We start from the raw sequence: 23,767 nt of genomic DNA, 5'->3' as shown, positions 1-23,767 counted from the left end.
AAGAGTACTAGCTTTAACTAGGAGAAGGGGGTGAGTGCATGGTAACTAGACAAGCATTTATCGAGCTGATTGCTCCGATTGCTGTCAAACTTCGGTTGGATAATTCTCCGATATTCCCGTCAGTTCGTATCGCGCAAGCGATTCTGGAGACAGGTGGGAACGTGAATGCGTGGAACAACTTGGTGGGTTATAAGGTCGGCAGCGGCGTGCTTACGTCTTATTGGACAGGTGACAGAGTATCGGCCTTGACATGGGAGATGGTAAACGGAGTGCGTTACGATAATGTGCCTAGTGATTTCCGCGCGTACCCGACGATTGAAGCAGGTTTTCGGGATCAAGATCTCCTCTTTCAGTTCCCCCGGTATATCCCTGTAAGGAACGCCAAAAGTCCAGCAGAACAAACACAAGCCTTGCAAAACAGCGGATACGCCACGGATATCGCATACGCAAGTAAGCTGAATAATTTGATACAAACTAATGGATTAACACGATATGATGAGGAGGTTGTTATAATGTTAGAACAGCTGCAGGCGCAAATAGCAGCCTTACAGACCAGAGTAAGCGCATTAGAGGGACAAGCGGCGCTGAAGGAAGTGCCCGTATGGGCCAAAAGTGCAGTTGATGCGGCGGTTAAGGCAGGTCTTATTGATACCCCCAAAAACGGGAGCTATGACTTCTACCGATTGTTAACGGTGCTCCATCGCAAAGGAATTATCTAAACCACATAGTCAAAAAAAAGAGCCGCATGTGACGGGGAATCACTCCTAGTACACGATGCGGCCTTTAATTTTTACGTTCTCACCATATTTGGCTTTCATAAGCTTTGTTTGATCTAGCATATACGAATAGATTTCTTTCAAGCGGTTCTTTTTAGGCTTAATCGTTTCTTTGATTTCACCATTCAGTACAATATCGTAGACGATCATGGCTATCACTCCTTTAATTAACTTTCTAATCCTATTGTATGCGATGAATATTAACGGGCGATTAAAATTTCTTTTCAAATTTGTGAACTTCGTTAAGGAAATATTAAGGATTACGCGGATTTATGTAAAATAAGTGATCAATTTTTTTTATCGATATTGGAGTAGTCTAGCATGTGTATAACTTTATACACAGTATCCCCCAAGCAATCATACCGTTTAGGGGGGATATCAACAATTTACCCACAGGATATACACAACTTTCTGTGGATAACGGAACAGTTGTTCTATTTTTAACCCCATGATAATATAATTACAAATTATAGAATAAAGGTGATTTCAGTGAGACAAATTAGCGACGAAACATTGATCGACTCTTATTACAAAGCACTGGATTTGAGATTAGAATCAGATTTTGTTGATCTATTACTCGCCGAAATCCAGAGACGGAACTTGAAGCTGCAGGTCTACATCAGAGATGAAGCTCCGCTCAATTAGCGTATTTACCTTTTACTTAATCTACGAGAGTTTATGCTCATAGATTTGGTATTTGGATGGTTAAACTGTGCATACAATCGGGGCAATTGAGCAAATGAAGGCATTCACCACCATGACCCGACAACATCCCGTCCGAATCGGACATCGCGTACACATCAATCTCCCGATAAGGGGAGTAGGGACCAAGGTAGTCGCTTAGTCTGCCGCCATCACACATAGCATGTGAACACACGGGGCATTCGGTGGTTAATTCCTGCAGGCCATTGCAAACCGGACATATAGATGACAAAGGGGTATTCCTCCTAATCCGAAGATTAGGTATAGAATACCCCTTTTTATGTAGAACGATTAAGTGTTAAAATTTCAAGTTCGAGCTGTGTCCCGGTGAAAGCTTAGCTGTTGGGTCAATGTAAACTTTGGCGTTATTAATCGCCGTAGGTGCTTCACCGAAGCCAACAGCAATTAATTTCAATTTGCCCGGATACGTTGTGATATCCCCTGCAGCGAAGATTCCCGGAATGTTCGTTTCCATTCTGGAGTCAACGACGATTGAGCCGTTCTCAATGTTAAGGCCCCACTCAGCGATCGGTCCAAGAGAAGATACGAATCCGAAGTTTACAATAACAGCGTCGACATCATGAACGGTTTCTTCGCCCGTTTTGATATCTTTGAGTGTAACTTGCTCGATACGGTCGCTGCCTTGAAGGTTCGTAATTTCTGTAGGTGTTACGATGTTTACTTTGGAGTTCATCAGGTTTTCAACACTGTGCTCATGAGCACGGAATTTATCGCGACGGTGGATAAGTGTAACTTTCTCAGCGATTGGCTCTAGCATTAGCGCCCAGTCTACCGCAGAATCGCCGCCGCCGCTGATCAATACTTTTTGACCGGCAAAAGCATTCAAATCGTTTACGAAATAGTGTAAGTTCTTTTTCTCGAATTGTGCTGCTTCCGGAAGTTCTAAGCGACGTGGTTCGAATGCGCCAACTCCGCCTGTGATAATAACGGCGCGGCTAGTGTGCGTACCTTTGTCCGTTGTGATTTCGAAGAGACGCTCTTCTTTCTTAACTACTTGATGTACTTTCTCTTCTAGGCAAACATCTATAGGAAAGTGTTTCATTTGAGCTAGTAAGTTATTGACCAAATCTTGCGCCGTTACTTTCGGGAATCCGGCTACGTCATAAATGTACTTCTCAGGGTAAAGCGCGGCAAGCTGTCCACCTAGTTGCGGCATGCTTTCAATAATTTTCACGGACGCATGACGCATTCCAGCGTAGAAGGATGCGAACATCCCAGCAGGTCCACCACCGATGACGATAATATCGACGATGTCTTGATTAGTTTCTTTCTCGATCATTGTTAAACTCCTCCGATTCATTTCCTTTGATGTGGCATTATTCTGAGAATTGCAAGAATTGCCACAATCATTATTTTATTATAAACGTCTCTTTTAATGAAAGAAACAGAAAAGTATGATTTCTTTATATAAATCGCTTATCAATATGATAAGTAATGCTTACAAAGGTTGGACAGACCTGAAGGGGCTGTAAGCTTGATTTTAAGCCAAAATAGCACTTGATCTTTACTAATTTAAATTATATTATATCATGAGAATCGGTTTAGCATGTTGTGACTAAATTCATGCTTTTTGATCATAAATCCCTGCGTGTGAGAGCAAACTAGAGGCAGTATACCAATTTTGAAGCTGTTTGTGTAAATTTTCACAAGATAGAGAAACCATGGGACAATAAAATCGGATATGGAAGTGAGAGAACATGAGTAGAATACCAAGAATCGTTATTCTAGGAGCCGGGTACGGCGGGATTCTTTCTGCAATTCGTTTGCAAAAAGAATTAAATTACAATGAAGCTGATGTAACACTCGTAAACAAGCATGATTACCACTACATTACCACGCATCTCCATATGCCTGCTGCTGGGACTGATAATCCTGAAAATGCACGCGTGAACATTCTGAAATTGATTGATGAGTTCAAAGTGGATTTCGTGAAATCGACTGTTACCCAAATCCGTCCGCATGAGAAAAAGGTTATTCTCGAAGACGGAACGCTTTCTTATGACTACCTAGTTATCGGTCTTGGTGGCGAAGCTGAAACGTTCGGCATCCCTGGTCTCAAAGAAAACGCGCTAAATATCCGTAGTATCAACAGCGTTCGCTTCATTCGCGAGCATATTGAATATCAATTCGCGAAATACAAGCGTGAGCCGGACCGCAAAGATTACCTGACGTTCGTTATCGGTGGAGCAGGATTTACCGGTATTGAATTCATTGGTGAACTTGCAGATCGTATTCCACAGCTTTGCAAAGAGTTCGACGTCGATCCTTCCCTCGTGAAGATTTATAATATTGAAGCTGCTCCAACAGCGCTGCCAGGTTTTGACCCCGAGCTGGTTGAGTATGCAATGAAGATTTTAACAGACAAAGGCATCACATTCAAAATCGGCACAGCGATTAAAGAATGCACTCCGGAAGGTGTTCTTATCGCTGGTGATGAGTTTATCAAGGCTGCAACTGTTGTTTGGACAGGCGGTATCCGCGGTAACCACATGCTGGATGAGGCTGGATTTGAAACAATGCGCGGCAGAATTAAAGTTGATGAGTACCTGCGTGCTCCTCAATTCGAGAATATCTATGTTGTAGGTGACTGTTCAATCGTCATGAACGATGAAGGTAGACCCTACCCTCCAACAGCACAAATTGCGATGCAGCAAGGGGAAGCTGTAGCTCATAACCTGATTGCTTCCATCCGCGGTTCGCAAATGAAGACATTTAAATTCTCCAACAAAGGTACAGTTGCTTCCTTAGGTAAAGGACAAGCTATCGGTATTGTTGGTTCCCGTAAACTCAAAGGTAATGTAGCAGCCATGATGAAAAAAGTGGTTGATATGAGATACCTCTACATTATCGGCGGAATTCCGCTCGTTATTCGTAAAGGGCGTTTCTAGTCATCATTCGTAAACGGGGGGATCGCTATGCGGCACTGCAGTGTCCAAGTAAGAGGACTTCTTACCCGGGATGAACTGGATCGTTACAATGGACTGATTGAAGTCGGTCATTTTCTGGAGACGGAGAAACGTTACGATCATGTAGCTGTTGTACAAAAGGAAATTGATATTCTCATCCTTCCAGCCATCGAACGGTTGAAGGAAAAGAGTCGACAGCGTGACCGTGATACCGAGGCGTATCTTGCACGCAAAGCGCAGATGGAAGCCGAACTTGCAGCTGCGCTCCGCGACGACGATGATGAGGATTAAACCATGAATAAATGATCAAGAAAGCTTGCTCTTAGAGGGCAGGCTTTCTTTTTTTACTAAAAAAGAAGGACAGACACGAGGTCCATCCTTCTACATTTCTATTATTTTAAACCATAATGAGTTTAGTAAATTTCTCTGGTGTAAGCAAGTTGCCTACATAGAAATCACCGAATTCACCGAAACGGGCGCTAACTTCGTCGAAACGCATTTCATAAACGAGCTTTTTGAAGTGCAGAGGATCATCGGAGAACAGCGTTACGCCCCATTCCCAATCATCCAGACCTACGGAGCCCGTGATAATTTGTTTCACTTTACCAGCGTATGTACGGCCAATCATGCCATGGCTGCGCATCATCGTTTTGCGATCGTCCGCAGGGAGCATGTACCAGTTGTCATTGCCTTCGCGACGCTTATTCATCGGATAGAAGCAGATATGCTTCGCTTTAGGCAGCGTTGGTTTCAAACGGGCTTGAATCTCTGGATCTTCCGCAGGATCGACGCCAGGTTTAGCTAGGTAACTGCTTAATTCAACGATAGAAACATAGGAATATACCGGGATTGTAAAAGCGGCGAAGCTGGATTTATTAAAAGCATTTTCCAAATCATTCAGTTCTTCTAACGTTTCGCGCAATTGCATGAATACAAAATCAGCTTTCTGTCCAACGATGCTATATACGGCAGTGCTGCCTAGTTTATCGTTTTCAATTTGCTGCCACTCGGATAGGAATGTATTCAGCTCTTCCGTTGCATGTTTACGCTCTTGCGGGGTTGCGGCATGCCATGCGTTCCAGTCAATCATACGGAAATCATGGAGCGCATACCAGCCTTCCAGCGTTTGTACGGCTTCACTCATGAGTGTTCCTCCATTCAAGGCTAATATCCCCTACATTGTATCCAATTCATGGGGAAAGGGCAAATGAACAAAGGGTGAAATGGAAAATGTTCAATTTGTGTACACTTTACCTGTGCGAATTCGTGGATTACAATGAAAAGAAAGCGGAAGTTGAGTTTCATAATTAGGGGGATCAGACATTGCTGCAGATGATAATTGCCACTGTCTTAATGATGGTGTTATTCTTTGGAATCGGTTTTATTTTGAACATGCTGATGAAGACCACATGGTTTCCACTCTATGCGTTTATCGCGCTGGTCATTGGAGTTGTGATTTACGGGTCAATGGGATCGGCTTCATTCCTATCAAGCGGGGAAAGCTTTACAATTGTTGATATCGTACCGGCTATCGGCGGCTTAGTTGGTGCTATTCTTAGCGGATCAGCTATTAAGGCGCTGCGCATCAAAGGCTTTAAAATGTTCTAGTGTAATAATAAAAGGCGAAGCGGGCTACGATAAGGTGAAGTTCTTGAACTTGACCTAACGGAGGAGACCACTTTGCCTTTTGCTCATTTAAAAGGGACAATTCTGAACTATGAGATTTCAGGATCCGGCACCCCTATTGTGTTCATTCATCCGCCTCTGTTGACTTCGGAGGCTTTCTTTTATCAAAAAAAGCAGTTATCTCATCATTTCCAGGTTATCACTTATGATATTCGTGGGCATGGGTCCAGTCAAGCATCTGAGCGCCCGCTCAGCATGGAGTTGATGGCTCGGGATGTTCGAATGCTGCTCGATGAAATCGGGATTGAAAAGGCTTATCTTTGCGGGTATTCAACAGGCGGGATGGTCCTGCTGGAAGCGCTTCTAGCAAATCCTGAGCGTTTCCTAGGGGGAATCGTGGTGAGCGGCATGTCCGAATTGACCGATGTGTATAACAAAATCAGAGTGTGGATGGCCTGTAATATGACCGGCCCGGTTCTACTCATGAATCTATTGAAAAAAGCGATCACGAATGGAAACGCAGACAATACCGCAACGTATCGCCAGTTGTACGAAAGCTCGCAGAAAGACACGTCTAATGATGTATGCATGTATTTTAAGCAAGCCCTTAACTACACTTGTACGCATCGACTCCGCAATATCCAGCACCCGGTCTTACTGATGTATGGTACGAAGGATCGTTCTTTTCATCGGTATGCGAATTTGCTTCACCAGGGTTTGCCTCATAGCTCGCTCTATTTCTTAAAGGATGCGAAGCATCAAATTCCCATCAAAAGCGCAGCCAAGATGAATGATTTAATCCGCTTATGGGTGGAAAGTCTGGAGGATCAGCACACGGATCGGGGGCTGCTCGATTTGTCGATCGCCAGGAAAATGAATCCTGCCATGTACGGAGAGGACTCCCGAGGAAATGAGGAACTGGGCGGCGTTTCCGCTGACTGAATTCAGCAAGGGGTTGTCCAAAGGTCGTAATCAGACCTTTGGACAACCCCATTTTATTTTTATTCAAAATGCTCCAGAACAATTTTACCTACGGTGCGGCCTTCCTCAAGCATGGCATGCGCCTTGCGCAGGTTTGCTGCATTAATTGGTGATAACCTCTCAGTCACTGTACTGCGAAGAGATCCGTTATCGATTAGTTGAGCTACTTCATTAAGCAGCTTATGTTGTTCGATCATGTCGGATGTTTGAAACATCGCGCGCGTGAACATGAGTTCCCAAGCGAATGTGACACTCTTGTTTTTCAGTAGATTCATGTTTAACAGCTGATCCGTTTCTACAATGGAACAGATTTTTCCTTGAGGGGAGATTGCATTAGCCATATTCTGCCAATGCTCAGCCGTACTATTTAAGCAGAAGATATAATCACAGCTAGTTAGGCCGATCTTAGTTAATTGAGCCAAGAAAGCGTCATAGTGGTTAATGATATGATCGGCTCCCATCTCCTTCACCCATTTTGCTGATTCAGGGCGTGAAGCTGTACCGATGACGGTTAGTCCGGCAAGTTTCGCGAGCTGAGTGGCAATAGAGCCTACGCCTCCGGCAGCGCCAATGATCAGTATGGTTTTGCCGGCATTGTCATCTGTATTCCGTGACACGCCTAGCCGCTCATATAGAGCTTCCCAAGCGGTTATGGCCGTTAACGGAAGCGCGGCAGCATCGGCGAAATTCAGCGATTTCGGTTTCTTCCCGGCGATGCGTTCGTCAACGAGGTGAAACTCGCTATTGCCGCCAGGGCGTGTTATGCTGCCGGCGTAATAGACCTCATCACCCGGCTCAAACAAGGTGCAATCCGGTCCGACTTGCTCCACGATGCCCGCGACGTCCCAACCCAAAATGCGAGGCGTGTCTTCTGTTTTCTCTTTCGGTGCACGTACTTTCGTGTCTACGGGATTCACTGAAATGGCTTTGACCTTGATTAGCAGATCCTTGCCGGTGGGTACCGGTTTCTCGACTTCAACGTTAATGAGGCTTTCAGGATGCTCAATAGTAAGATAGCGGTAAAGTCCTACGGCTTTCATGGTTTCTTGGGTAGTCATTTGCTCAACTCCTATGAATCATATTTATCATGTTGTTAGTGTAGCCCATTCATTCTAAAATAGGAAGTACGCACATTCGTGTGATATAGTATCAATTTGTATACTAGAGGAGGTGTCAAAGCATTATGCGCGATCGCGAAAGCGGCTATGGCAGCACAGGAGATCGGGAAGGCTGCCCAGTTGAATATACATTGGATGTTATCGGGGGCAAATGGAAAGGCGTCCTTCTCTATCACATGATCGATGGCACCAAAAGATTCAATGAATTCAAACGAATTTGTCCATCCATTTCACAAAGAATGTTAACCTTGCAGCTGCGTGAATTGGAGGAGGACGGCATCGTACATCGTGAGGTGTATCACCAAGTGCCTCCGAAGGTGGAATATTCATTGACGGAGTTTGGTCAAACTTTGACGCCGATTATTTTGCTAATGAAAGAATGGGGCGTTAGGTACCAACAGAATTCGGTATGTTCCATCGAAAGCTGAACGGCGTCTACAAAGCCAATCCCGCCAGCCGAAAGGTTGGTTTTTTCATATTAGGTAATATTATCTTTCTCTAGTAGATACCAAGCGTGTCGATTTTTGTGGTAGACTAATAGAGAGAAACCGAGATGCTGGCATTAACGGCAGGCAATCGGTTGAGCCTAGGCAGGATGGTGCTGTAATCGGATGAGAATGACGAATATACTGCATTTCACGGAGAATCACAGGTTTTGTGTAGGCCGTGAATTTTCTTTAAGCAGTCTGGATTTTAAAATGTTGGCGATGATGTATCAGCCGATGATCGGTGGTTTGGCAGTAAGCCTCTATCAGGCTCTCTACCAGCAAATGAGTGCGGAAAAGGTCGGATTTTCGCCGCTGGAGCAGCAGCGTAAGCTATTTCTGCTGCTTGACCTTGAGCAGGGAGAACGGGGCAGGAAGTATTTGATCGAGCAATCCTCCAAGCTTGAGGCCATTGGCCTCTTGCAGACAACCCGCAAGTTTTTGGCGGATGAAGAAGATTATATTTTTGTCTACACCTTGTTTCCGCCGCTTGGCCCTAATGAATTTTTCCGGAATCAGCATTTGACACTGCTGCTCCGCGACAAAGTTGGCAAGTTCATGCTGCTCTCTCTTCGGGAAGATTTGCTGGCGCCGGAGCCGGAAGAGTGCCGCGAAGCAAGCGAAGAGAATCTATCCGTTCCTTTTTATGACCTGTTCAGGCTTAATACCCAAGTGGTTGACTATGAATTGGAGCAAGCGCTATATGAAGCTTCTGCCAGCAAACAGGGCGAAGCTCGTATGGACGTCACGACCAAAGGCTTCCAGTATGCGGACATTATCATGAGGTTTCCGCGTGGAGCGAGTAATCGGATTTTCGTCGAGGCGCTCAAGCATAAGCCGGATCAGATGGCAGCCATTAATATCGTGGCAAAAAAGTATAATCTTTCCCTGCAGGAAACATGCCGGTTGCTTGATGAAGATGGCGTGTTCAGTGAAGACGGTGAGCTGCAGATGGATCTCATGCAGTACAATGCGAATCTCTTTTACAGGCAAAGCAAGAAGCGTGACGAGGATAGAGAGCGAACATTGTCCAGATCGGAAGAGGCTGGAGCCGGGGACTCAGCAGAACAAGCTGACGAGAAATCAGTTGAGATGGCGTATTATTTGGAAGTACCGCAGCAGCTGCGCGGCGAATGCACGGATCATCAATACAACTACATTATGCGTAACGAGCCGTATACAGCAGTCCTGAAAATGTTCTTTACACAGGGCTCTATTCCTGACGGCGTACTTAATATATTTGAGAAGATTGATTTGAATTATAAGTTAAACGAAGAAGTGATCAATGTATTGATTCATTTCCTGCACATCGACCGCCGCTCTTGGGCGAAGTCTTCGATTGAAGCGGTCGCCTCGGATATGCTGGGCAAGCAAATTATCACTTACGAGCAAGCTGTGGAGTATGTACGTGAGAAAATCAGCTACAAACAGAAAGCTGCCTCTAAAGTTGAGGCTGCCAAGGCCGGCGGCGGCTCGGTGACCAGGGGTCGGCAGGGCAAGACGCAAAAGCCTCACATCCCGATTGTGGTGCCGGATGCAGGCGCTGTTGCTTCTTCCAGACTGACGGAAGAAGAGCTGGAGGCTGCTAGAAGAATGGCGCAGAAGCTGGATGAGCGCTTTAATCGGAAGAGCTGACGAGCGCTAATACGAATATGAGATTACACATGTAGGAGGTGCCGCAATTATGGAATCGCTGTCGCACATTCTTAAATCCATGCCTAATTCGGAATGGAGACGAAAGGCGGAAGCCAAAATTAAGGCGGTCATGGATGACGCCTTAGTTCACAAGTTTCGCCAGAAGTATCCATTTGTCGATGATTATACCGTCAAGATTAATATGAATAAACTGTACCAATACGTGACCGAGTACAAAAGCTGCTCCAACTGCCCAGGCTTGGAGAACTGCCCGAATGATATGACGGGTCACTATACGATGCTAACTGCCGAAACGGATAACGACAGAGTGTATATTCACGAAGAAAAAGTGGCGTGCAAGAAATTTACTTCCAAGCAGCTGCAGGACGCGATTTCCTCTCGAATCCGCACCTTCCACGTAGATCCGCGTATGATTTCGCGCAGTTTCTCGTTTGGTGATATTCTTGAAGCAGATTTGGACCGGGCAAAAGCAGTCATGCAAATCAATGACTACGTCAACCAAACCATGGAAACCGGACTGCAAGCACGCGGGCTTTATTTAAGCGGGTCATTTGGTACGGGTAAAACGTTCCTGATGGGTTATATGTTGCATCAACTAGCCAAAGTTGGTATGACGGGCGCCATCGTCTATATGCCGGATTTTGCCGAGGATTTGAAAGGCATGTTCCAAGAGCCCTCTAAGTTGAAAGAGACGATCGATCTTCTGAAAGAAACAGATCTGCTTGTTTTTGACGATATTGGGGCTGAGAACCTGAATCCATGGCTCCGTGACCATGTGATTGGGGCGATTGTGAACCACCGCATGAACCGGAAGCCGACTTTCTTTACGTCGAACTATGCGCTGCATGATCTGGAGAAGCATTTCAGCTTCACGAACAAGGATGGCGATGAAGAGTACAAGGGACAACGGATTATGGACCGCATTCGTCCTTTTGTTGATGTGGTTGAAGTGACCGGCACGAATAAACGAGGAAGATCATAAAGGATGGGCTGAAGGCAAAATAGATGAGAAAACTACCGTTAATTTGCGCTGCTTAGTGGCAGGGAATGAAATAACGTTAGAAACTCCAGCTAAAACGTCGGTAGGCTACCCCAAATTGGTGGATTTGAGGAGATTAGCGGTAGAAACTTCCGTTATTTTCCATAAAGTGGATGAATTGCAGCAAATAGCTGGAGGAATCGGCGTTACTTGCAAGTAATCCATCTACTCAGTGGCAGTAATGAAATTTTTTGATGTGCTTTATGCAGGTGTTTGCTCAGAAAGTGAATTAAGCTTGAATTTGTTGTAGTTTTTACAGGAGTCGACGTCTAACTCCAACGAATAAAGACCCTTCTGCCACTGCAATGTGGATGGAAGGGTCTTTCTTTGATAAACGAATGTTATGATTTCTTTAAACGTTCCAATTGGGTGGTCACGCTCTCAATCATTTGAACGAATGAAGTAAGTTCTTGCGCACTAGCTGCTTGTGTACGCGCGAAGTGAGTCGTTTCCTCGGAGCCCTCCTGGACGAGTTCGAGCTTCTGAGTGATCAGCTTCAGCTTCTTCTGGATGGTGTCCAGCGCTTCCCGTGAATGCGTAGCTAGCTTGCGCACCTCATTAGCGACAACTTCAAAGCCGCGGCCATGCTCGCCTGAGCGGGCAGCTTCGATAGCCGCATTCAGACCAAGCAGATGCGTCTGGTCAGATATTTCTTTCATCACGGAACCCATTTTCGAGATATCTTTGATCTCATGTTGAAGCTCGTCAATGCGATGATTGGATAAATCTTGCGATTCCGCTGTTTTTATCGCTGTATTAGCTACCGTCTGACTGCTGCCGCCTAGTTCAACCATCATCGAAGCAAGGTCCTGCACAACAGTGGAGATGGTCGTCAGCATGAGAGCCTGCTCGTCCACTAGCGTCTGAATTTTCAGCTTCTCATCCTGCTCGTAGGCTTCCAAAACAAGTTGGCTGTCCAGGTTGAACATTTTGCTTAACGCATGGAGCACATGCATCCACTCGTCAGGCATGATTTCTTTGAAATGCTGTGTAGCGATGTCGGTATATTTTAAATATGTGCCCAAATACCAGGAGGTTGTCAGGCCGATGCGGGAGTGCACTTTTCCAATATATAAACGTTTCATTATGTATTCATCATCAATAAGGCCGGATGCCATGGATAGGAAATACCAACGCTGCGTCTCTTTCAGGCGCTCGATCGTGCTGTGCTGCTGAATAATCGCTACGAGCTCAGGAACTTGCGTGATATCGGCGTACAGTTGGTCGACCAGTTTCTCTACAATACGCTGGAAAGCTTCTTCTTTGCTTTTTAATAATCGCAAGTCTGCGTTCGCTAAGCCGATAAAAGAAATGAGTTTTTGACGTTCTGGATGAACTTTAATCATTTGAATCGCTAGTCTCCTTTGAAAATAGGGAATGATCGAATGAAAAAACCGCCCTACACAACAGTGCAAAGCGGTTGACTTATGGGCTTGTACAAGCCTACTTCATTACTTGAATAGCAGTTGCAACGGCTGCAATGATAAACAAGATGCCAAAGAACGCGCCAAATCCGATACCAACATCCATGAAATCGTTACGCGGTTCTTCATACACGTGAAGCTCAGGGTGTTTAGGATCGCTCATGTGGTTACCCCCTAACGTCCGACATTCTAAAGTTTAAACTTAGTATACCCAAATTCAGCGAAACTTGTAAAGCTAATGGAAGTGACAATTATGCAAACAATAACAGACAGCGGCGGAAAGAATAAAATAAGTCTTGACTCTAACATTAGTGTTATGGTTTACAATAAAACTATCCTTACTTGATCAAGGAAAAGGAAAAAGGTGAAAGCCATGCGGATTAGTGAATTATCCAAGCTTACAGGTGCCAGCATTCGTTCATTGCGGTACTACGAGGCCAAGGGGCTTATCGCAACGCAACGCGAAGAGAATGGCTATCGGGTTTTTAATCAAATGGTTGTTGAACGCGTGAAAACGATTCAGTTTTATTTGAGTCTGGGCTTTACGACCGAACAAATTGAAAGCTTTCTAAACTGCGTCATGAAAAATCAGGAGTCGCAATGCGATGATCTGCTGCCGCTCTATACGGAGAAGCTGCAGGACATTGAGCGGCAAATGGAAATGCTGCAGATGCTGCAAGCGAATTTGAAGGATCGTATTGCTTATATTGAGCAGCAAAGGCTTGAGGGGCTGCCAGTAGGCGTACCATCCAAGTAGGTTCCGGATCTTGCCAGATTGCTAACTTATGGTTTGGTTGAAATGGCCTATGGGTGTGGTATACTTTACATGTTGACGTTCATCGGTAGCAATTTACTACTTGATGTTATAAATCCATTCTTAGAAGGAGGAACTATCATGGCAATCGTGAATGTTTCTGATAACAGCTTTAAAGCTGAAGTTGAGAGCGAAGGTACAGTACTTGTAGACTTCTGGGCACCTTGGTGCGGGCCTTGTAAAATGATCGCTCCTGTTTTGGAAGAGCTTGATAAAGAAGTAGAATCTTTGAAAATCGCAAAAGTGAACGTGGATGACAATCCAGAGTCCGCTGCGCGTTTTGGCGTAATGAGTATCCCAACACTGATCGTTTTCAAAGACGGACAGCCTGTTGATAAAGTGGTTGGTTTCCAATCCAAAGAAGCTTTGAAAAATGTTGTAACTCGTCATCAATAAGTTGTTTCGAATTAGAAACAATTGTTCGTGAGAAAAAGCTCATTTTCTGCTATGCTGAAAATGAGCTTTTTTTGTGCGCGAAAGGAGATAGCAATCATGACGGAGTTTGAACATGAGCAGGAGGACGCGGCCGTCCGTGAACAGCGTCTAGAAATGATTAAACATAAGCTTTCTTTATTACCGGATAAACCGGGTTGTTATATTATGAAAAACCGCGAAGGCACGATCATTTATGTAGGGAAAGCCAAAGTGCTGAAAAATCGTGTGCGCTCCTATTTTACAGGAAGCCACAGTGCGAAGACGCAAAAACTAGTCAGCGAAATCCGCGACTTTGAATATATCATGACCTCCTCCAATGTGGAGGCGCTTATTCTCGAGTGTAATCTGATTAAGCAGCATCATCCGCGGTACAACGTCCTCCTCAAGGATGACAAGACGTTCCCGTACATCAAGATTACACATGAAGCGCAGCCGCGCCTGGAAGTCACGCGGCGGGTGTACAAGGATAAGGGGAAGTACTTCGGCCCTTATCCGAACGCTTTTGCGGCCCAGCAGACCAAGAAGCTGCTGGACCGGTTGTATCCACTGCGCAAGTGCAAGACGATGCCCGATAAAGTATGCCTATACTATCATATCGGGCAATGTCTGGCGCCTTGCGAGTATGACGTATCCGCTGAGCAGAATGAGCGGATGGTGCAGGAGATCACCCGTTTCCTCAACGGAGGACACGATGTCATTAAGGAAGAGCTGACGACCAAGATGCTGGCGGCAGCAGAAGAACTGAACTTCGAGCGCGCGAAGGAGCTGCGCGATCATATCATGAGCATCGACGCTTTGATGGAGAAGCAGAAGATCAATGCGGTCGATGCGCAAGACCGTGACGTGTTCGGCTATGCGGTAGATAAGGGCTGGATGGCCGTACACATCCAGTACATGCGCCAAGGCAAGCTGATTGAGCGGCATGTCTCGTTGTTTCCGTATTATGGTGATGAATACAGTGATTTCATCACCTACGTCACCCAAGTCTACATCGACAACCCTGCGCTGCCGAAGGAGATCTTCCTGCCTAGCATGCCTGAGGCAGAAGCTAGCATTACCCCTCCAGCAGACATTGTTTCGGCTGACCAACCCGAGCAGTCCTCTGTGCAAGCTGAGGCTGAAATGAAAGATGTCCGCGACGCGCTGGAATCGTGGCTGAAGGTCAAGGTCCACATCCCGCAGCGCGGACTGAAGAAGCAGATGGTCGATATGGCCAAGGATAACGCCCGGGGCGCGCTGGATGAGAAGTTTCGTCTCGTGGAGCGGGACGAAAGCCGGACAACCAAAGCCGTGGAAAACCTCGGCGAGTGGCTCGGTATGGGCAAGATTCGCCGGATTGAAGCGTTCGATAACTCAAACATTCAGGGGACGAATCCGGTCTCCGCGATGGTCGTTTTCGTGGACGGGAAACCCGACCGGAAGGAGTACCGCAAATACAAAGTGAAAACCGTCGTCGGCCCGGATGATTACGAAACGATGCGCGAGGTGATTCGCCGCAGGTATGAGCGAGTGCTCAAGGATAATCTGACGATGCCGGATCTTATTGTCGTCGACGGAGGCAAAGGGCAAATATCCGCCGCGGTTGATGTTTTGGAGAATGAACTAGGGTTGTACATTCCGATCTGCGGTCTAGTGAAGGATGCGAAGCATAAGACGGCGCAGTTGATGATGGGAGATCCTGCAGAGATCATTCCTTTGCCGCGGGACAGCCAGGAATTTTATCTGCTTCAACGGATTCAAGACGAGGTTCATCGCTTCGCCATCACGTTCCATCGGGAAACGAGAGCGAAGTCCATGGTTGCCTCACAGCTCGACGCCATCCCAGGGATCGGGGAGAAGCGCAGGAAGGCTCTCTTGAAGCATTTTGGCTCCGTTCGCAAAATAAAAGAGGCTGAAGTACAAGACTTCAAGCCTCTTGGTATAGGTGAGAAATTAGCGGGCGAGATTCTTAAAGCGCTCCAAGGTGAGGCGGCGGTTCCCCAGGAATAAGGGGACCTCGCCTTTTTCCATGCAGCCACATAAGGAAATAGCCGACGATTGCTGGAAGCAGGAGATACAAGATCCCGCAGAGCACATCGTTTACATGTCCTAAGGAGAAGAGTGACATTCCCATCAGGATGCTGTCCATGCAGGCATGAGCGAAGACCGCGGTAATGAAGCCGTACTTGAGGAACACATAACCAAGAATAATGCCAATAATGGTTACTTCAATTAACCGCGTATAGACCGGATAGATCGGATACTGGGTGTGGCTTGCAGCCCAAATCACGCTTGGAATGAGAATCGCAATAAAATGATTGCGGAACAACTTTTTGAATAATATGATGCCGAGCAAACGGTAAGTGGCTTCTTCCGATATCGCCGCAACCCATGCCATCAAAGGAAAGAGGCGGGGTTCCACCATATTAAGGACGGTATCGGTTGGATCATTAACAGCCCAAACATCAAATTTGACATCGCCTGTATAGAAGAGGACCTGCTGAATGCCGAGGATGAAAAGCGCTAGCAAGTAGCCACGCCCCATGCCATAAAATACATCTGTACCATAAGTGTGCTCTTTCCAGGTTGGCCACTTGGGCTGCCCAATCGAATTCCATAGGCCGTTGCCGGCTACAAGTGAGAAGTAGAGTGAAATGGCGAGTCCAACCGCCAGCACGTTCATGAAAATGATGGTTGCCCATGTCGCGAATTCACCACTTGGACCGCCGCCGCTTATCAAACGGAAGGCAGGGTACATATTAAAGTTATTAGCGATATAAATGGCTAGGAAAATACCTGTCAGCAGTAGGCCGCTGCGAAATCTCATTTGTTTTCGATAAATAATAACAAGAACGATGGCAGCAATGGTCATGAGGATCGAGAAGCCCATAGAAATCCAGGTCATCACGGAAGCGGAATGGTCCTGAGCATCCAGCCAATCCAGATGCGAAGGTGGTAAGCTGAAAAGCACCGAGTAGCCAACCAAACTCTTTTCATCGAATTGCGTGCGAACTTGTAATTTCGCTTCTCCCATAGGCTGAGATTGTTTTTCATAGTATAGAACTAAGCCGGAGTTTCGCTGCTCTGCCTCTTCCTTTTTATCAATTGCCTTCATGTCGTCTGGATCAAGACCGCGGGCCCGCATTTCCTGCTTAGCCATAATGTCAGCCTTCTGCTTGCTGATCAGAGCACTCTCACCTTCAGCGCGATAGATCTCACGCCATCCGACCACGGCACCGTCCGTATAGTTGATTTCAACTTCAAATTGACGGTTGTTCTTGGAATCACTGACGTTTACTTGATAATAGTCTAACGGATAGCGTTTGCCGAATGCCGCGTCATAGCTTTCGGATAAATGCTCTTTCTGCAAATAGCCGCTGCGTTCTTTTTTTGACTGGTACGCTACAAAAGTGTTGGTCCCCTTAATCGCATAGCGATCGTTGATAAAGGTAGAAGCATGCTCGGCAGCCTGCTGTTTGGTGATGGAAGGGTTCTCGCCCGCCGGCGCTTCTTCCGTTTGTAAGCCATATAAAGCGGTTATGCCTACATAAAGAGCTATGCCTATACAGGCTAGGAGGAGGAGAAATCGGTTTAATTTCGGCCTTGGCATCATCAAATTCCCTTCTGAATTCACGAGTATGTAACCTTCATTTCCACGTTACCATGAGTTTTATAAGAATGCGAATTTTAGGTGGAAATACAATCCAAACAGTTATATAATACCTGTATTTGCATGCAAAGCCGAATGACTTCAGATGAGCGGGGAACGCTACGGTTGACAGCATTTGGATGAATCATTTCTATCGTTTCTTTCGTATCGTAGACCAGGAGGTCCTAATGCGTAAAAAGTTAAGTGTTTGGCAGATGACACCCCCACAAATTCTAGTTCTTGGGTTTGCCGTCATCATCTTTATCGGAGCAGGGCTCCTCACGCTACCGATTGCCTCAGCGACTGGCCAATCCGTACCGTTTATTGATGCGCTTTTTACTTCAACATCTGCGACCTGCGTGACTGGACTTGTTGTTGTTGATACGGGAAGTACGTATACAATGTTCGGTCAGATCGTTATTGTCTCCTTAATTCAGATTGGCGGACTAGGGTTTATGACGATGGCTACACTGCTTGCCCTTGTTTTCCGCAAAAAAATTACCCTCAAGGAACGGCTAGTGCTTCAAGAGGCTTTTAATCAAGGGAGCATGGAAGGCATTGTCCGTTTGATCCGTAAAGTCATCATTTACTCCTTATCCATTGAAGCGATTGCGGCGGTTATTTTCACGATTCGTTGGAGTTTTGACCTCGGTTTCTCAAAAGCACTGTATTTCGGTATATGGCATGCTATCTCCATGTTTAATAATGCTGGATTTGATTTATTTGGGACCATCGATGCTCCTTTCGTTTCCTTAACAGGGTATGTGAATGATTTTGTTGTTAACTTTGTTGCAATGGCCCTCATTGTCTTAGGAGGATTAGGCTTTATTGTGCTTTCGGAGGCGATGGATTATCGCAAAACCAGGAAGCTTTCCTTGCACTCCAAGGTTGTACTAAGTACGACCGGCATTCTTATTGTTGCAGGAGCTCTTATCATTTTTATATTCGAATATACGAATAACAGAACTTTAGGTTCACTTGATTTAGGTGGCAAAATACTAGCTTCCCTCTTTCAATCTGTTGCGCCGAGGACGGCAGGTCCGAATACGGTAGATATTGGCGCACTTCGTCAAGCATCGCAATTTTCCATGGTCATTCTTATGTTTATCGGAGCCTCTCCCGGTTCCACGGGTGGCGGTATCAAAACAACGACTTTTACAATCTTGATCGCTGCCATGGTGACCATGATTCGGGGGAAAGAGGACATCGTCATTTTCCGCTACCGCTTGGCAAAAGACCGTATTCTTAAAGCAATTACCTTAACGATGATTGCCTTATTTCTAGTTATCATTGTTACCATGCTGTTATCGACCACAGAAGATTCGCAGCTGCTCAAAATATTGTTTGAAGTCACTTCCGCGTTCGCGACGGTAGGACTAACGATGGGATTAACGCCAGATTTAACGCTCTTCGGTAAAATTCTCATCAGCTTGACGATGTTTGCCGGTCGTCTGGGCCCGATCACGCTCGCTTATGCGCTTCAGCCGAAACAAGAGAAGGAACTATATAGATACCCAGAGGGTAAAATCACGATTGGATAGGAGAAGCCAAACAGATGAAGAAAACGCAATATGTGGTTGTCGGGCTTGGGCGCTTTGGGGCAAGCATTTCCAAAGAACTTGTTAAGCTGGGCAATGAGGTGCTTGGCATCGATAAAGATGAGGAAATGGTAGACGAGATGAGCCATGAGCTTACGCATGCTGTTGTAGCGGATGCCACCGATGAGGATGTGCTGAAGTCTTTGGGGGTACGCAATTTTGATTGTGCCGTCGTAGCGATTGGGGACGACATTCAGTCTAGTATTTTAACAGCGATTGTATTGAAAGATTTAGGGATCAAGAAGGTTGTAGCCAAAGCCTTGTCTGAGTTGCATGGTAAAGTTTTGCAAAAGCTAGGAGTTGACCGCGTCATCTATCCCGAGCGTGATATGGGGATACGCGTAGCTCATCAGCTCAATTCACCGAATTTATTGGATTATATTGAAATTTCTAAAGAATATACGATTGCAGAACTCTCCGTACCGAAAAGGCTGTGTGGACTCACGATTAAACAATTAGATCCGCGTGCCAAACACGGCTGCAGCGTTGTAGCGATTAACAAGCAAACTGGCGTTATTATTGCGCCTACGGCTACCGATGTCGTGAATGAAAATGATGTCATGGTGATCATCGGAACGAACGATCAAATTGAAGAATTTGAAAGCGAAGTTATTCGATAAATGGAGAATTCAACTTCCCAGCTCATCGAGCATGTCATCGTGCTGCTCGTGCTCATTTTCGGATTAGGGATGTTGTTTGGGAAGGCAGCAAGCTGGCTTAAACTTCCTGATGTTGCCATGTTTCTTGTGGCAGGTATGATTGCGGGACAAGCCTTCCACTGGATTTATGAGCCCAGCACTTCGTTTACGAATCAATTCATTCTCGTTATCGGTTCTGCGTTAATTCTCTTTGACGGGGGTCGCAACATCAAGCTCAGTGGTTTGCGGCAGGTCTGGCTTACCGTCGGCATGCTGAGCATCCCTGGTGTGATCATCACCTGCGCGGCCGTTGCGGCGGCTTCGCATGTTCTTCTTGATTTGCCATGGCTGTACGCTTTGCTGCTTGGCGCGATTATTGCTTCAACAGATCCGGCAACGCTCATCCCCGTGTTCAAACAAGTGAAAATCCGCACCAAGGTCAGAGAGACGGTGGAAAGTGAATCGGCCTTTAACGATGCGACGGCTTCCATTTTGACATTTTCGCTAATTGCTGTCATCTTAGGCACGCAGGAAGTTTCCTTGCTTTCAGGTACGCTTGATTTTGTTAAAACAGCGCTTGGAGGGCTGCTTATTGGAGCCATTATCGGGTATGCGATGGCCTTCCTAACGGCTCATCTGAAACTTGGCATCCTGAGGGATTATGCAACTATCGCGATGGTCGTTACATCGTTAGGAGCTTATATGGCAGGTGAAATCCTCGGCGTTAGCGGCTTTATGGCAACTTTCACAGCGGGGCTGATCTGGGGGAATGCAGGCACGTTCAAACTCGATATGGAAGGTAAAAAGCTCGAAATGGAGCATTTTTCTGAAAATATGACGGTTATCATGCGGATGCTTATTTTCATTCTGCTAGGCAGTCAAGTGAACTTCCCGGTCATCCTCGAGCATTTTTGGACGAGCTTGGGTGTCATCTTCGTCTTTGTCTTTATTGCGCGTCCGCTGACAGTGCTGATCTGTACGTGGCCAGACCGTAAAGCGAAGTGGAAGTGGAATGAGATCATGTTCATGTTCTGGGTTCGGGAAACAGGTGTAATTCCTGCGGCGTTATGCGGGATGGTGGCTGGAATGGGGATTGCACACAGTGATCTTATTGCGAGTGTCACTTTTATGGCTGTGCTAATCACCATCCTGTTCCAGGCAAGCACAACGGCTTTTGTAGCGAAAAAGCTGGGACTTGAAGTGAAATCGGACGGGCTGGAAGCTCATAGGTCCGAATTGTAAGTCTCAACGAGAGAATTTCGAGGCGAAGGTGGACTCCCGAATGTACAAAGTATTAATAATCGAAGACGATCCCATGATCGGCGATATGATCTCCATGTATTTGGGCGAAGAAGGCTTTGAGGTCATTCGGATGGAAACGGGGCATAAAGGGATTGAAGCTGTTAAGCAATTTGCTCCTAACGTCATTTTGCTGGATCTTATGCTGCCAGATATGGACGGACTTGAACTGTGCAGACAGGTGCGAACGACGTCAAGTGTACCGATTATGATTGTCTCGATGAAAAATAAAGTGGTTGAACGAGTGGGCGCTCTAGGGGCAGGGGCAGATGACTATATGTGCAAGCCGTTCAGCATGCATGAAATGAGTGCTAGAGTCCATGCTTTGATCCGTCGTTCCAATTTGTATCAAAATGCGGGCGAGCACACACGCGTGAACCCACCAATACGCCAGGATGCAAAGTCGGAAGCAGCAGAGGCGCTGCTCGCAGATAAGAACAAGATTACGCTGGATCTCCATACGCGTTCGATGATTGTTCACGGGCAGCTTGTCGAGACGACCTATTCGGAGTTTGAAATTATGAAATGTTTCGTCAATCATCCTGGCCGTGTCTACACGCGAGAGGATTTATTGCAAACTGTCCGGGGCTTCGATTCCTATGTCACCGATCGTGCGATTGATGTGCATATTGCCAATCTTCGAAAAAAAATCGAAGATAATCCCAAAGAGCCTAGGCGGATTCGAACGGTATGGGGTGTCGGTTATAAGTTTGTCTATTAGTTTACATAGAACCTCTATTCTTGCTCGACAGGCAGAGCGGATTGGAGGTTTATTTGTGTTTAGCAAAATAGCTGATCGTTTGTTCGATGAATTTGAGCGACTCCGGGCTATCCGTCGCTTGGTCGGAGTAGATCAGCGAGGTAGTCCTCTTCGTTTGCTCTAATTCCACTAGATAACGCAGAATTAACTCATTATTCTGAGTCAAATCTTCTCGCAGATACGACTTAGGAAGAAGTGTCGCGGTTTTGCAAGTAGATACGAGTCGGATGATCGCCTCGAAAGAATCGATTTCCATTTGGACATTAGGAAGAATGGTATACCGATGGAACAACTCGTCCATCAAGATGCGGTACCAGGTGCCTTTGGAGAAGAGGATCATTGGCAGATCGTTCAAGTCGCTCATCGTAATCTGGGCCCGATCAATGAAGGGATGCCCAAGTGGAAGCACCAGACAAAGATGATCATCGAACAACGGCTCGCAGTGCAGGCTCGATGCATTGATTTGGGAAGCGACGATTCCGATGTCGACCTTATTTTCCTTAACCATGGTCACGATTTCATGTGTTTTGCCCGTAAGTAGTTTGATTTCTGTGAGCGGGTAAACCTGCAGGTAAGCTGTAATGAGATCAGGCAATGTAGCTTGCAAGGTTGTTAAACTGGCACCAACCGTAATCGAAGAATGGGTGCCTGCGGCTTTGTACACTTGAAGGGTTTGCTTAAATTTACGTTCCAGATGGCGGAGCTCGAGCGCATGATCGTAGCAGATTTGCCCTGCTTTGGTCAGCTCAAGTCGCTTCCCTTTGCGAATGAATAGCTCAACGCCCAGCTCTTCTTCCAGCTTCATAATTTTGCGTGAAAGAGCGGGTTGTGAGATATTAAGCAGCTGTGAGGCTTTATTGAGACTTACTTGTTCGACAACAACGGCGAAAACATCCAAGAGTTCCATGTTTTTTTCAACTCCGCATTCGTTTGTATATGCAAATTTGTTATAAGTATATATAAAAAAACGGCACTTCCATTATAAGCGTATTAGAGGTACGATGTACATGTCACTTTTTATTCACATTTATTGGACGATAGTGTATATTCGCTCACTAATTAGGCGTAAAATAGGCGTGGATGATTATGGGTTGACGCTCGTTTGCGGCGAGAGTAGAATGGTATGTGGCTTGTTTTGTCAGAACATGTCGGATGGTATTCATGAAATTTTGTTGAGGGGGGAATTGGTTACATTATGGGTAATTCGTATTACTTTCGAAAGATCCACTCATTGCTTGGTGTAATTCCAGTGGGCTTCTTCCTTATTGAGCATTTGCTCACTAACTATGAAGCAACGAAGGGTCCTGAAGCATTTGTGGATCAAATTAACTGGTTGAACGGTCTGCCGTTGGTCCTGCTGTTAGAAATCGTGGGAATCTGGCTTCCGCTTCTTTATCATGCCGTTTATGGACTTTATGTGGCTTACCAAGCACGTAATAACGTCTCGAACTACAGCTATTTCCGCAACCAAATGTTTATGCTTCAACGGGTAACTGGCGTTATTACGTTCCTGTTCGTAGCGTGGCATTTGTTCGAGACTCGTTTGCAGGTTGCACTAGGCAATGTTGCACACGAAAATCTCGGTATGACCATGCATGACATTGCGACGAATCCAGTTATGTTTACGATTTATGTGATTGGTATCGTTTCAGCAACATTCCATTTCTGCAACGGTTTATGGTCATTCCTTGTTAGCTGGGGAATTACGGTTGGACCTCGCGCGCAGCGCTACTCTTCCGTTATTTGGATGGTCGTGTTCGTAGTGATGTCCGTGATGTTTATAATGTCTTTGACTGCATTTACAGATACTCAATTTCAAGTTCCGGTAGAAGCGCGTACGGGGCATTAAGGGAGGGTGAAC

Annotated in this window: 26 protein-coding genes; 18 read left to right on the top strand and 8 right to left on the bottom strand. The window is 45.9% G+C overall.

Features of this window, described 5'->3' with window-relative positions; translation table 11 throughout:
* Nucleotides 1-38: 38 nt before the first annotated feature.
* On the top strand, nt 39-719 hold the full coding sequence (locus tag AC58UW_RS09785; RefSeq protein WP_497420479.1) for a glycoside hydrolase family 73 protein: 681 nt from the start codon (nt 39-41) through the stop codon (nt 717-719).
* 45 nt (nt 720-764) lie between these two features.
* Here the strand turns inward: AC58UW_RS09785 and AC58UW_RS09780 are convergent, their stop codons facing one another.
* Nucleotides 765-926, bottom strand: a complete 162-nt coding sequence (locus tag AC58UW_RS09780; RefSeq protein WP_497374611.1) for a mechanosensitive ion channel protein MscL — start codon at nt 924-926, stop codon at nt 765-767.
* 339 nt (nt 927-1,265) lie between these two features.
* On the opposite strand from AC58UW_RS09780, the gene AC58UW_RS09775 reads away from it, so the two are divergent.
* Nucleotides 1,266-1,421, top strand: a complete 156-nt coding sequence (locus AC58UW_RS09775; protein WP_145666794.1) for a sporulation histidine kinase inhibitor Sda — start codon at nt 1,266-1,268, stop codon at nt 1,419-1,421.
* Nucleotides 1,422-1,776: 355 nt separating this feature from the next.
* On the opposite strand, the gene AC58UW_RS09770 is transcribed toward AC58UW_RS09775, so the two are convergent.
* Entirely contained in the window at nt 1,777-2,778 is a 1,002-nt protein-coding gene (locus AC58UW_RS09770; protein WP_497420478.1) for an NAD(P)/FAD-dependent oxidoreductase, read from the bottom strand.
* 418 nt (nt 2,779-3,196) lie between these two features.
* Between AC58UW_RS09770 and AC58UW_RS09765 the strand changes: the two genes are divergently transcribed.
* Together AC58UW_RS09765 and AC58UW_RS09760 are read left to right on the top strand one after the other, a co-directional pair.
* The gene (locus tag AC58UW_RS09765) at nt 3,197-4,387 is read left to right on the top strand and encodes an NAD(P)/FAD-dependent oxidoreductase (RefSeq protein ID WP_497420477.1); all 1,191 of its coding nucleotides are present in this window, start codon (nt 3,197-3,199) and stop codon (nt 4,385-4,387) included.
* Between the two features lie 27 nt (nt 4,388-4,414).
* Nucleotides 4,415-4,696, top strand: coding sequence for a hypothetical protein (locus AC58UW_RS09760; RefSeq protein ID WP_127452894.1), 282 nt, complete (start codon nt 4,415-4,417; stop codon nt 4,694-4,696).
* Nucleotides 4,697-4,802: 106 nt separating this feature from the next.
* On the opposite strand, the gene hemQ is transcribed toward AC58UW_RS09760, so the two are convergent.
* Complete coding sequence (hemQ, locus tag AC58UW_RS09755) at nt 4,803-5,549, bottom strand: hydrogen peroxide-dependent heme synthase (RefSeq protein ID WP_497420476.1); 747 nt, start codon at nt 5,547-5,549, stop codon at nt 4,803-4,805.
* A gap of 179 nt (nt 5,550-5,728) precedes the next feature.
* On the opposite strand from hemQ, the gene AC58UW_RS09750 reads away from it, so the two are divergent.
* Nucleotides 5,729-6,013 carry a YuiB family protein gene (locus tag AC58UW_RS09750; protein ID WP_497420475.1) on the top strand — a complete coding sequence of 95 codons (285 nt, stop codon included), beginning with the start codon at nt 5,729-5,731 and terminating at the stop codon, nt 6,011-6,013.
* Between the two features lie 72 nt (nt 6,014-6,085).
* Complete coding sequence (locus AC58UW_RS09745) at nt 6,086-6,973, top strand: alpha/beta fold hydrolase (RefSeq protein WP_497420474.1); 888 nt, start codon at nt 6,086-6,088, stop codon at nt 6,971-6,973.
* Nucleotides 6,974-7,032: 59 nt separating this feature from the next.
* Here the strand turns inward: AC58UW_RS09745 and AC58UW_RS09740 are convergent, their stop codons facing one another.
* A complete protein-coding gene (locus tag AC58UW_RS09740; RefSeq protein WP_497420473.1) occupies nt 7,033-8,070 on the bottom strand; it encodes a zinc-binding alcohol dehydrogenase family protein in 1,038 nt (345 codons plus the stop codon).
* A 125-nt stretch (nt 8,071-8,195) separates the two neighbouring features.
* On the opposite strand from AC58UW_RS09740, the gene AC58UW_RS09735 reads away from it, so the two are divergent.
* From AC58UW_RS09735 to AC58UW_RS09720, 4 genes are all read left to right on the top strand, one after another.
* Nucleotides 8,196-8,558 carry a winged helix-turn-helix transcriptional regulator gene (locus tag AC58UW_RS09735; RefSeq protein WP_497420472.1) on the top strand — a complete coding sequence of 121 codons (363 nt, stop codon included), beginning with the start codon at nt 8,196-8,198 and terminating at the stop codon, nt 8,556-8,558.
* A gap of 183 nt (nt 8,559-8,741) precedes the next feature.
* Nucleotides 8,742-10,250 carry a replication initiation and membrane attachment family protein gene (locus AC58UW_RS09730; RefSeq protein ID WP_497420471.1) on the top strand — a complete coding sequence of 503 codons (1,509 nt, stop codon included), beginning with the start codon at nt 8,742-8,744 and terminating at the stop codon, nt 10,248-10,250.
* Nucleotides 10,251-10,299: 49 nt separating this feature from the next.
* Nucleotides 10,300-11,253, top strand: coding sequence for a primosomal protein DnaI (dnaI, locus tag AC58UW_RS09725; RefSeq protein WP_497420470.1), 954 nt, complete (start codon nt 10,300-10,302; stop codon nt 11,251-11,253).
* Nucleotides 11,254-11,308: 55 nt separating this feature from the next.
* Nucleotides 11,309-11,470 (top strand): hypothetical protein, encoded by a 162-nt coding sequence (locus AC58UW_RS09720; RefSeq protein ID WP_497420469.1) that lies wholly within the window; start codon nt 11,309-11,311, stop codon nt 11,468-11,470.
* Nucleotides 11,471-11,651: 181 nt separating this feature from the next.
* Here AC58UW_RS09720 and AC58UW_RS09715 read toward each other — a convergent pair whose 3' ends face one another.
* A complete protein-coding gene (locus AC58UW_RS09715) occupies nt 11,652-12,656 on the bottom strand; it encodes a protoglobin domain-containing protein (protein WP_497420468.1) in 1,005 nt (334 codons plus the stop codon).
* Nucleotides 12,657-12,753: 97 nt separating this feature from the next.
* On the bottom strand, nt 12,754-12,897 hold the full coding sequence (locus tag AC58UW_RS09710; RefSeq protein ID WP_497420467.1) for a YqzM family protein: 144 nt from the start codon (nt 12,895-12,897) through the stop codon (nt 12,754-12,756).
* A 210-nt stretch (nt 12,898-13,107) separates the two neighbouring features.
* Here AC58UW_RS09710 and AC58UW_RS09705 point away from each other — a divergent pair, with 210 nt between their 5' ends.
* The 3 genes from AC58UW_RS09705 to uvrC all read left to right on the top strand — a co-directional run bounded on the left by AC58UW_RS09705 (nt 13,108) and on the right by uvrC (nt 15,972).
* Nucleotides 13,108-13,491, top strand: coding sequence for a MerR family transcriptional regulator (locus AC58UW_RS09705; protein ID WP_497420631.1), 384 nt, complete (start codon nt 13,108-13,110; stop codon nt 13,489-13,491).
* 138 nt (nt 13,492-13,629) lie between these two features.
* Nucleotides 13,630-13,944 (top strand): thioredoxin, encoded by a 315-nt coding sequence (gene trxA / locus AC58UW_RS09700; protein WP_161408703.1) that lies wholly within the window; start codon nt 13,630-13,632, stop codon nt 13,942-13,944.
* A 96-nt stretch (nt 13,945-14,040) separates the two neighbouring features.
* The gene (uvrC, locus tag AC58UW_RS09695; RefSeq protein ID WP_497420466.1) at nt 14,041-15,972 is read left to right on the top strand and encodes an excinuclease ABC subunit UvrC; all 1,932 of its coding nucleotides are present in this window, start codon (nt 14,041-14,043) and stop codon (nt 15,970-15,972) included.
* On the opposite strand, the gene AC58UW_RS09690 is transcribed toward uvrC, so the two are convergent.
* Nucleotides 15,932-17,575, bottom strand: coding sequence for a CPBP family intramembrane glutamic endopeptidase (locus AC58UW_RS09690; protein ID WP_497420465.1), 1,644 nt, complete (start codon nt 17,573-17,575; stop codon nt 15,932-15,934). The genes uvrC and AC58UW_RS09690 overlap by 41 nt on opposite strands.
* Nucleotides 17,576-17,799: 224 nt before the next feature.
* Between AC58UW_RS09690 and AC58UW_RS09685 the strand changes: the two genes are divergently transcribed.
* The 4 genes from AC58UW_RS09685 to AC58UW_RS09670 are packed head-to-tail and all read left to right on the top strand — an operon-like array spanning nt 17,800 to nt 21,867.
* Entirely contained in the window at nt 17,800-19,152 is a 1,353-nt protein-coding gene (locus AC58UW_RS09685; RefSeq protein WP_497420464.1) for a TrkH family potassium uptake protein, read from the top strand.
* 14 nt (nt 19,153-19,166) lie between these two features.
* Nucleotides 19,167-19,829 (top strand): potassium channel family protein, encoded by a 663-nt coding sequence (locus tag AC58UW_RS09680; RefSeq protein WP_497420463.1) that lies wholly within the window; start codon nt 19,167-19,169, stop codon nt 19,827-19,829.
* Nucleotides 19,830-21,089: a cation:proton antiporter gene (locus tag AC58UW_RS09675; RefSeq protein ID WP_497420462.1), complete on the top strand. Its 1,260-nt coding sequence runs from the start codon at nt 19,830-19,832 to the stop codon at nt 21,087-21,089.
* Between the two features lie 40 nt (nt 21,090-21,129).
* Complete coding sequence (locus tag AC58UW_RS09670) at nt 21,130-21,867, top strand: response regulator transcription factor (RefSeq protein ID WP_497420461.1); 738 nt, start codon at nt 21,130-21,132, stop codon at nt 21,865-21,867.
* A gap of 49 nt (nt 21,868-21,916) precedes the next feature.
* Here the strand turns inward: AC58UW_RS09670 and AC58UW_RS09665 are convergent, their stop codons facing one another.
* Nucleotides 21,917-22,813 (bottom strand): LysR family transcriptional regulator, encoded by an 897-nt coding sequence (locus AC58UW_RS09665; protein ID WP_497420460.1) that lies wholly within the window; start codon nt 22,811-22,813, stop codon nt 21,917-21,919.
* A 288-nt stretch (nt 22,814-23,101) separates the two neighbouring features.
* Between AC58UW_RS09665 and AC58UW_RS09660 the strand changes: the two genes are divergently transcribed.
* On the top strand, nt 23,102-23,755 hold the full coding sequence (locus AC58UW_RS09660) for a succinate dehydrogenase cytochrome b558 subunit (RefSeq protein ID WP_497420459.1): 654 nt from the start codon (nt 23,102-23,104) through the stop codon (nt 23,753-23,755).
* The last annotated feature ends 12 nt before the right edge of the window (nt 23,756-23,767 follow it).

The sequence above is a fragment of the Paenibacillus sp. J22R160 genome (assembly GCF_059692135.1).
Note: the sequence above shows the minus strand (reverse complement) of the source record. Positions and strands in the feature narration are given on the sequence as shown.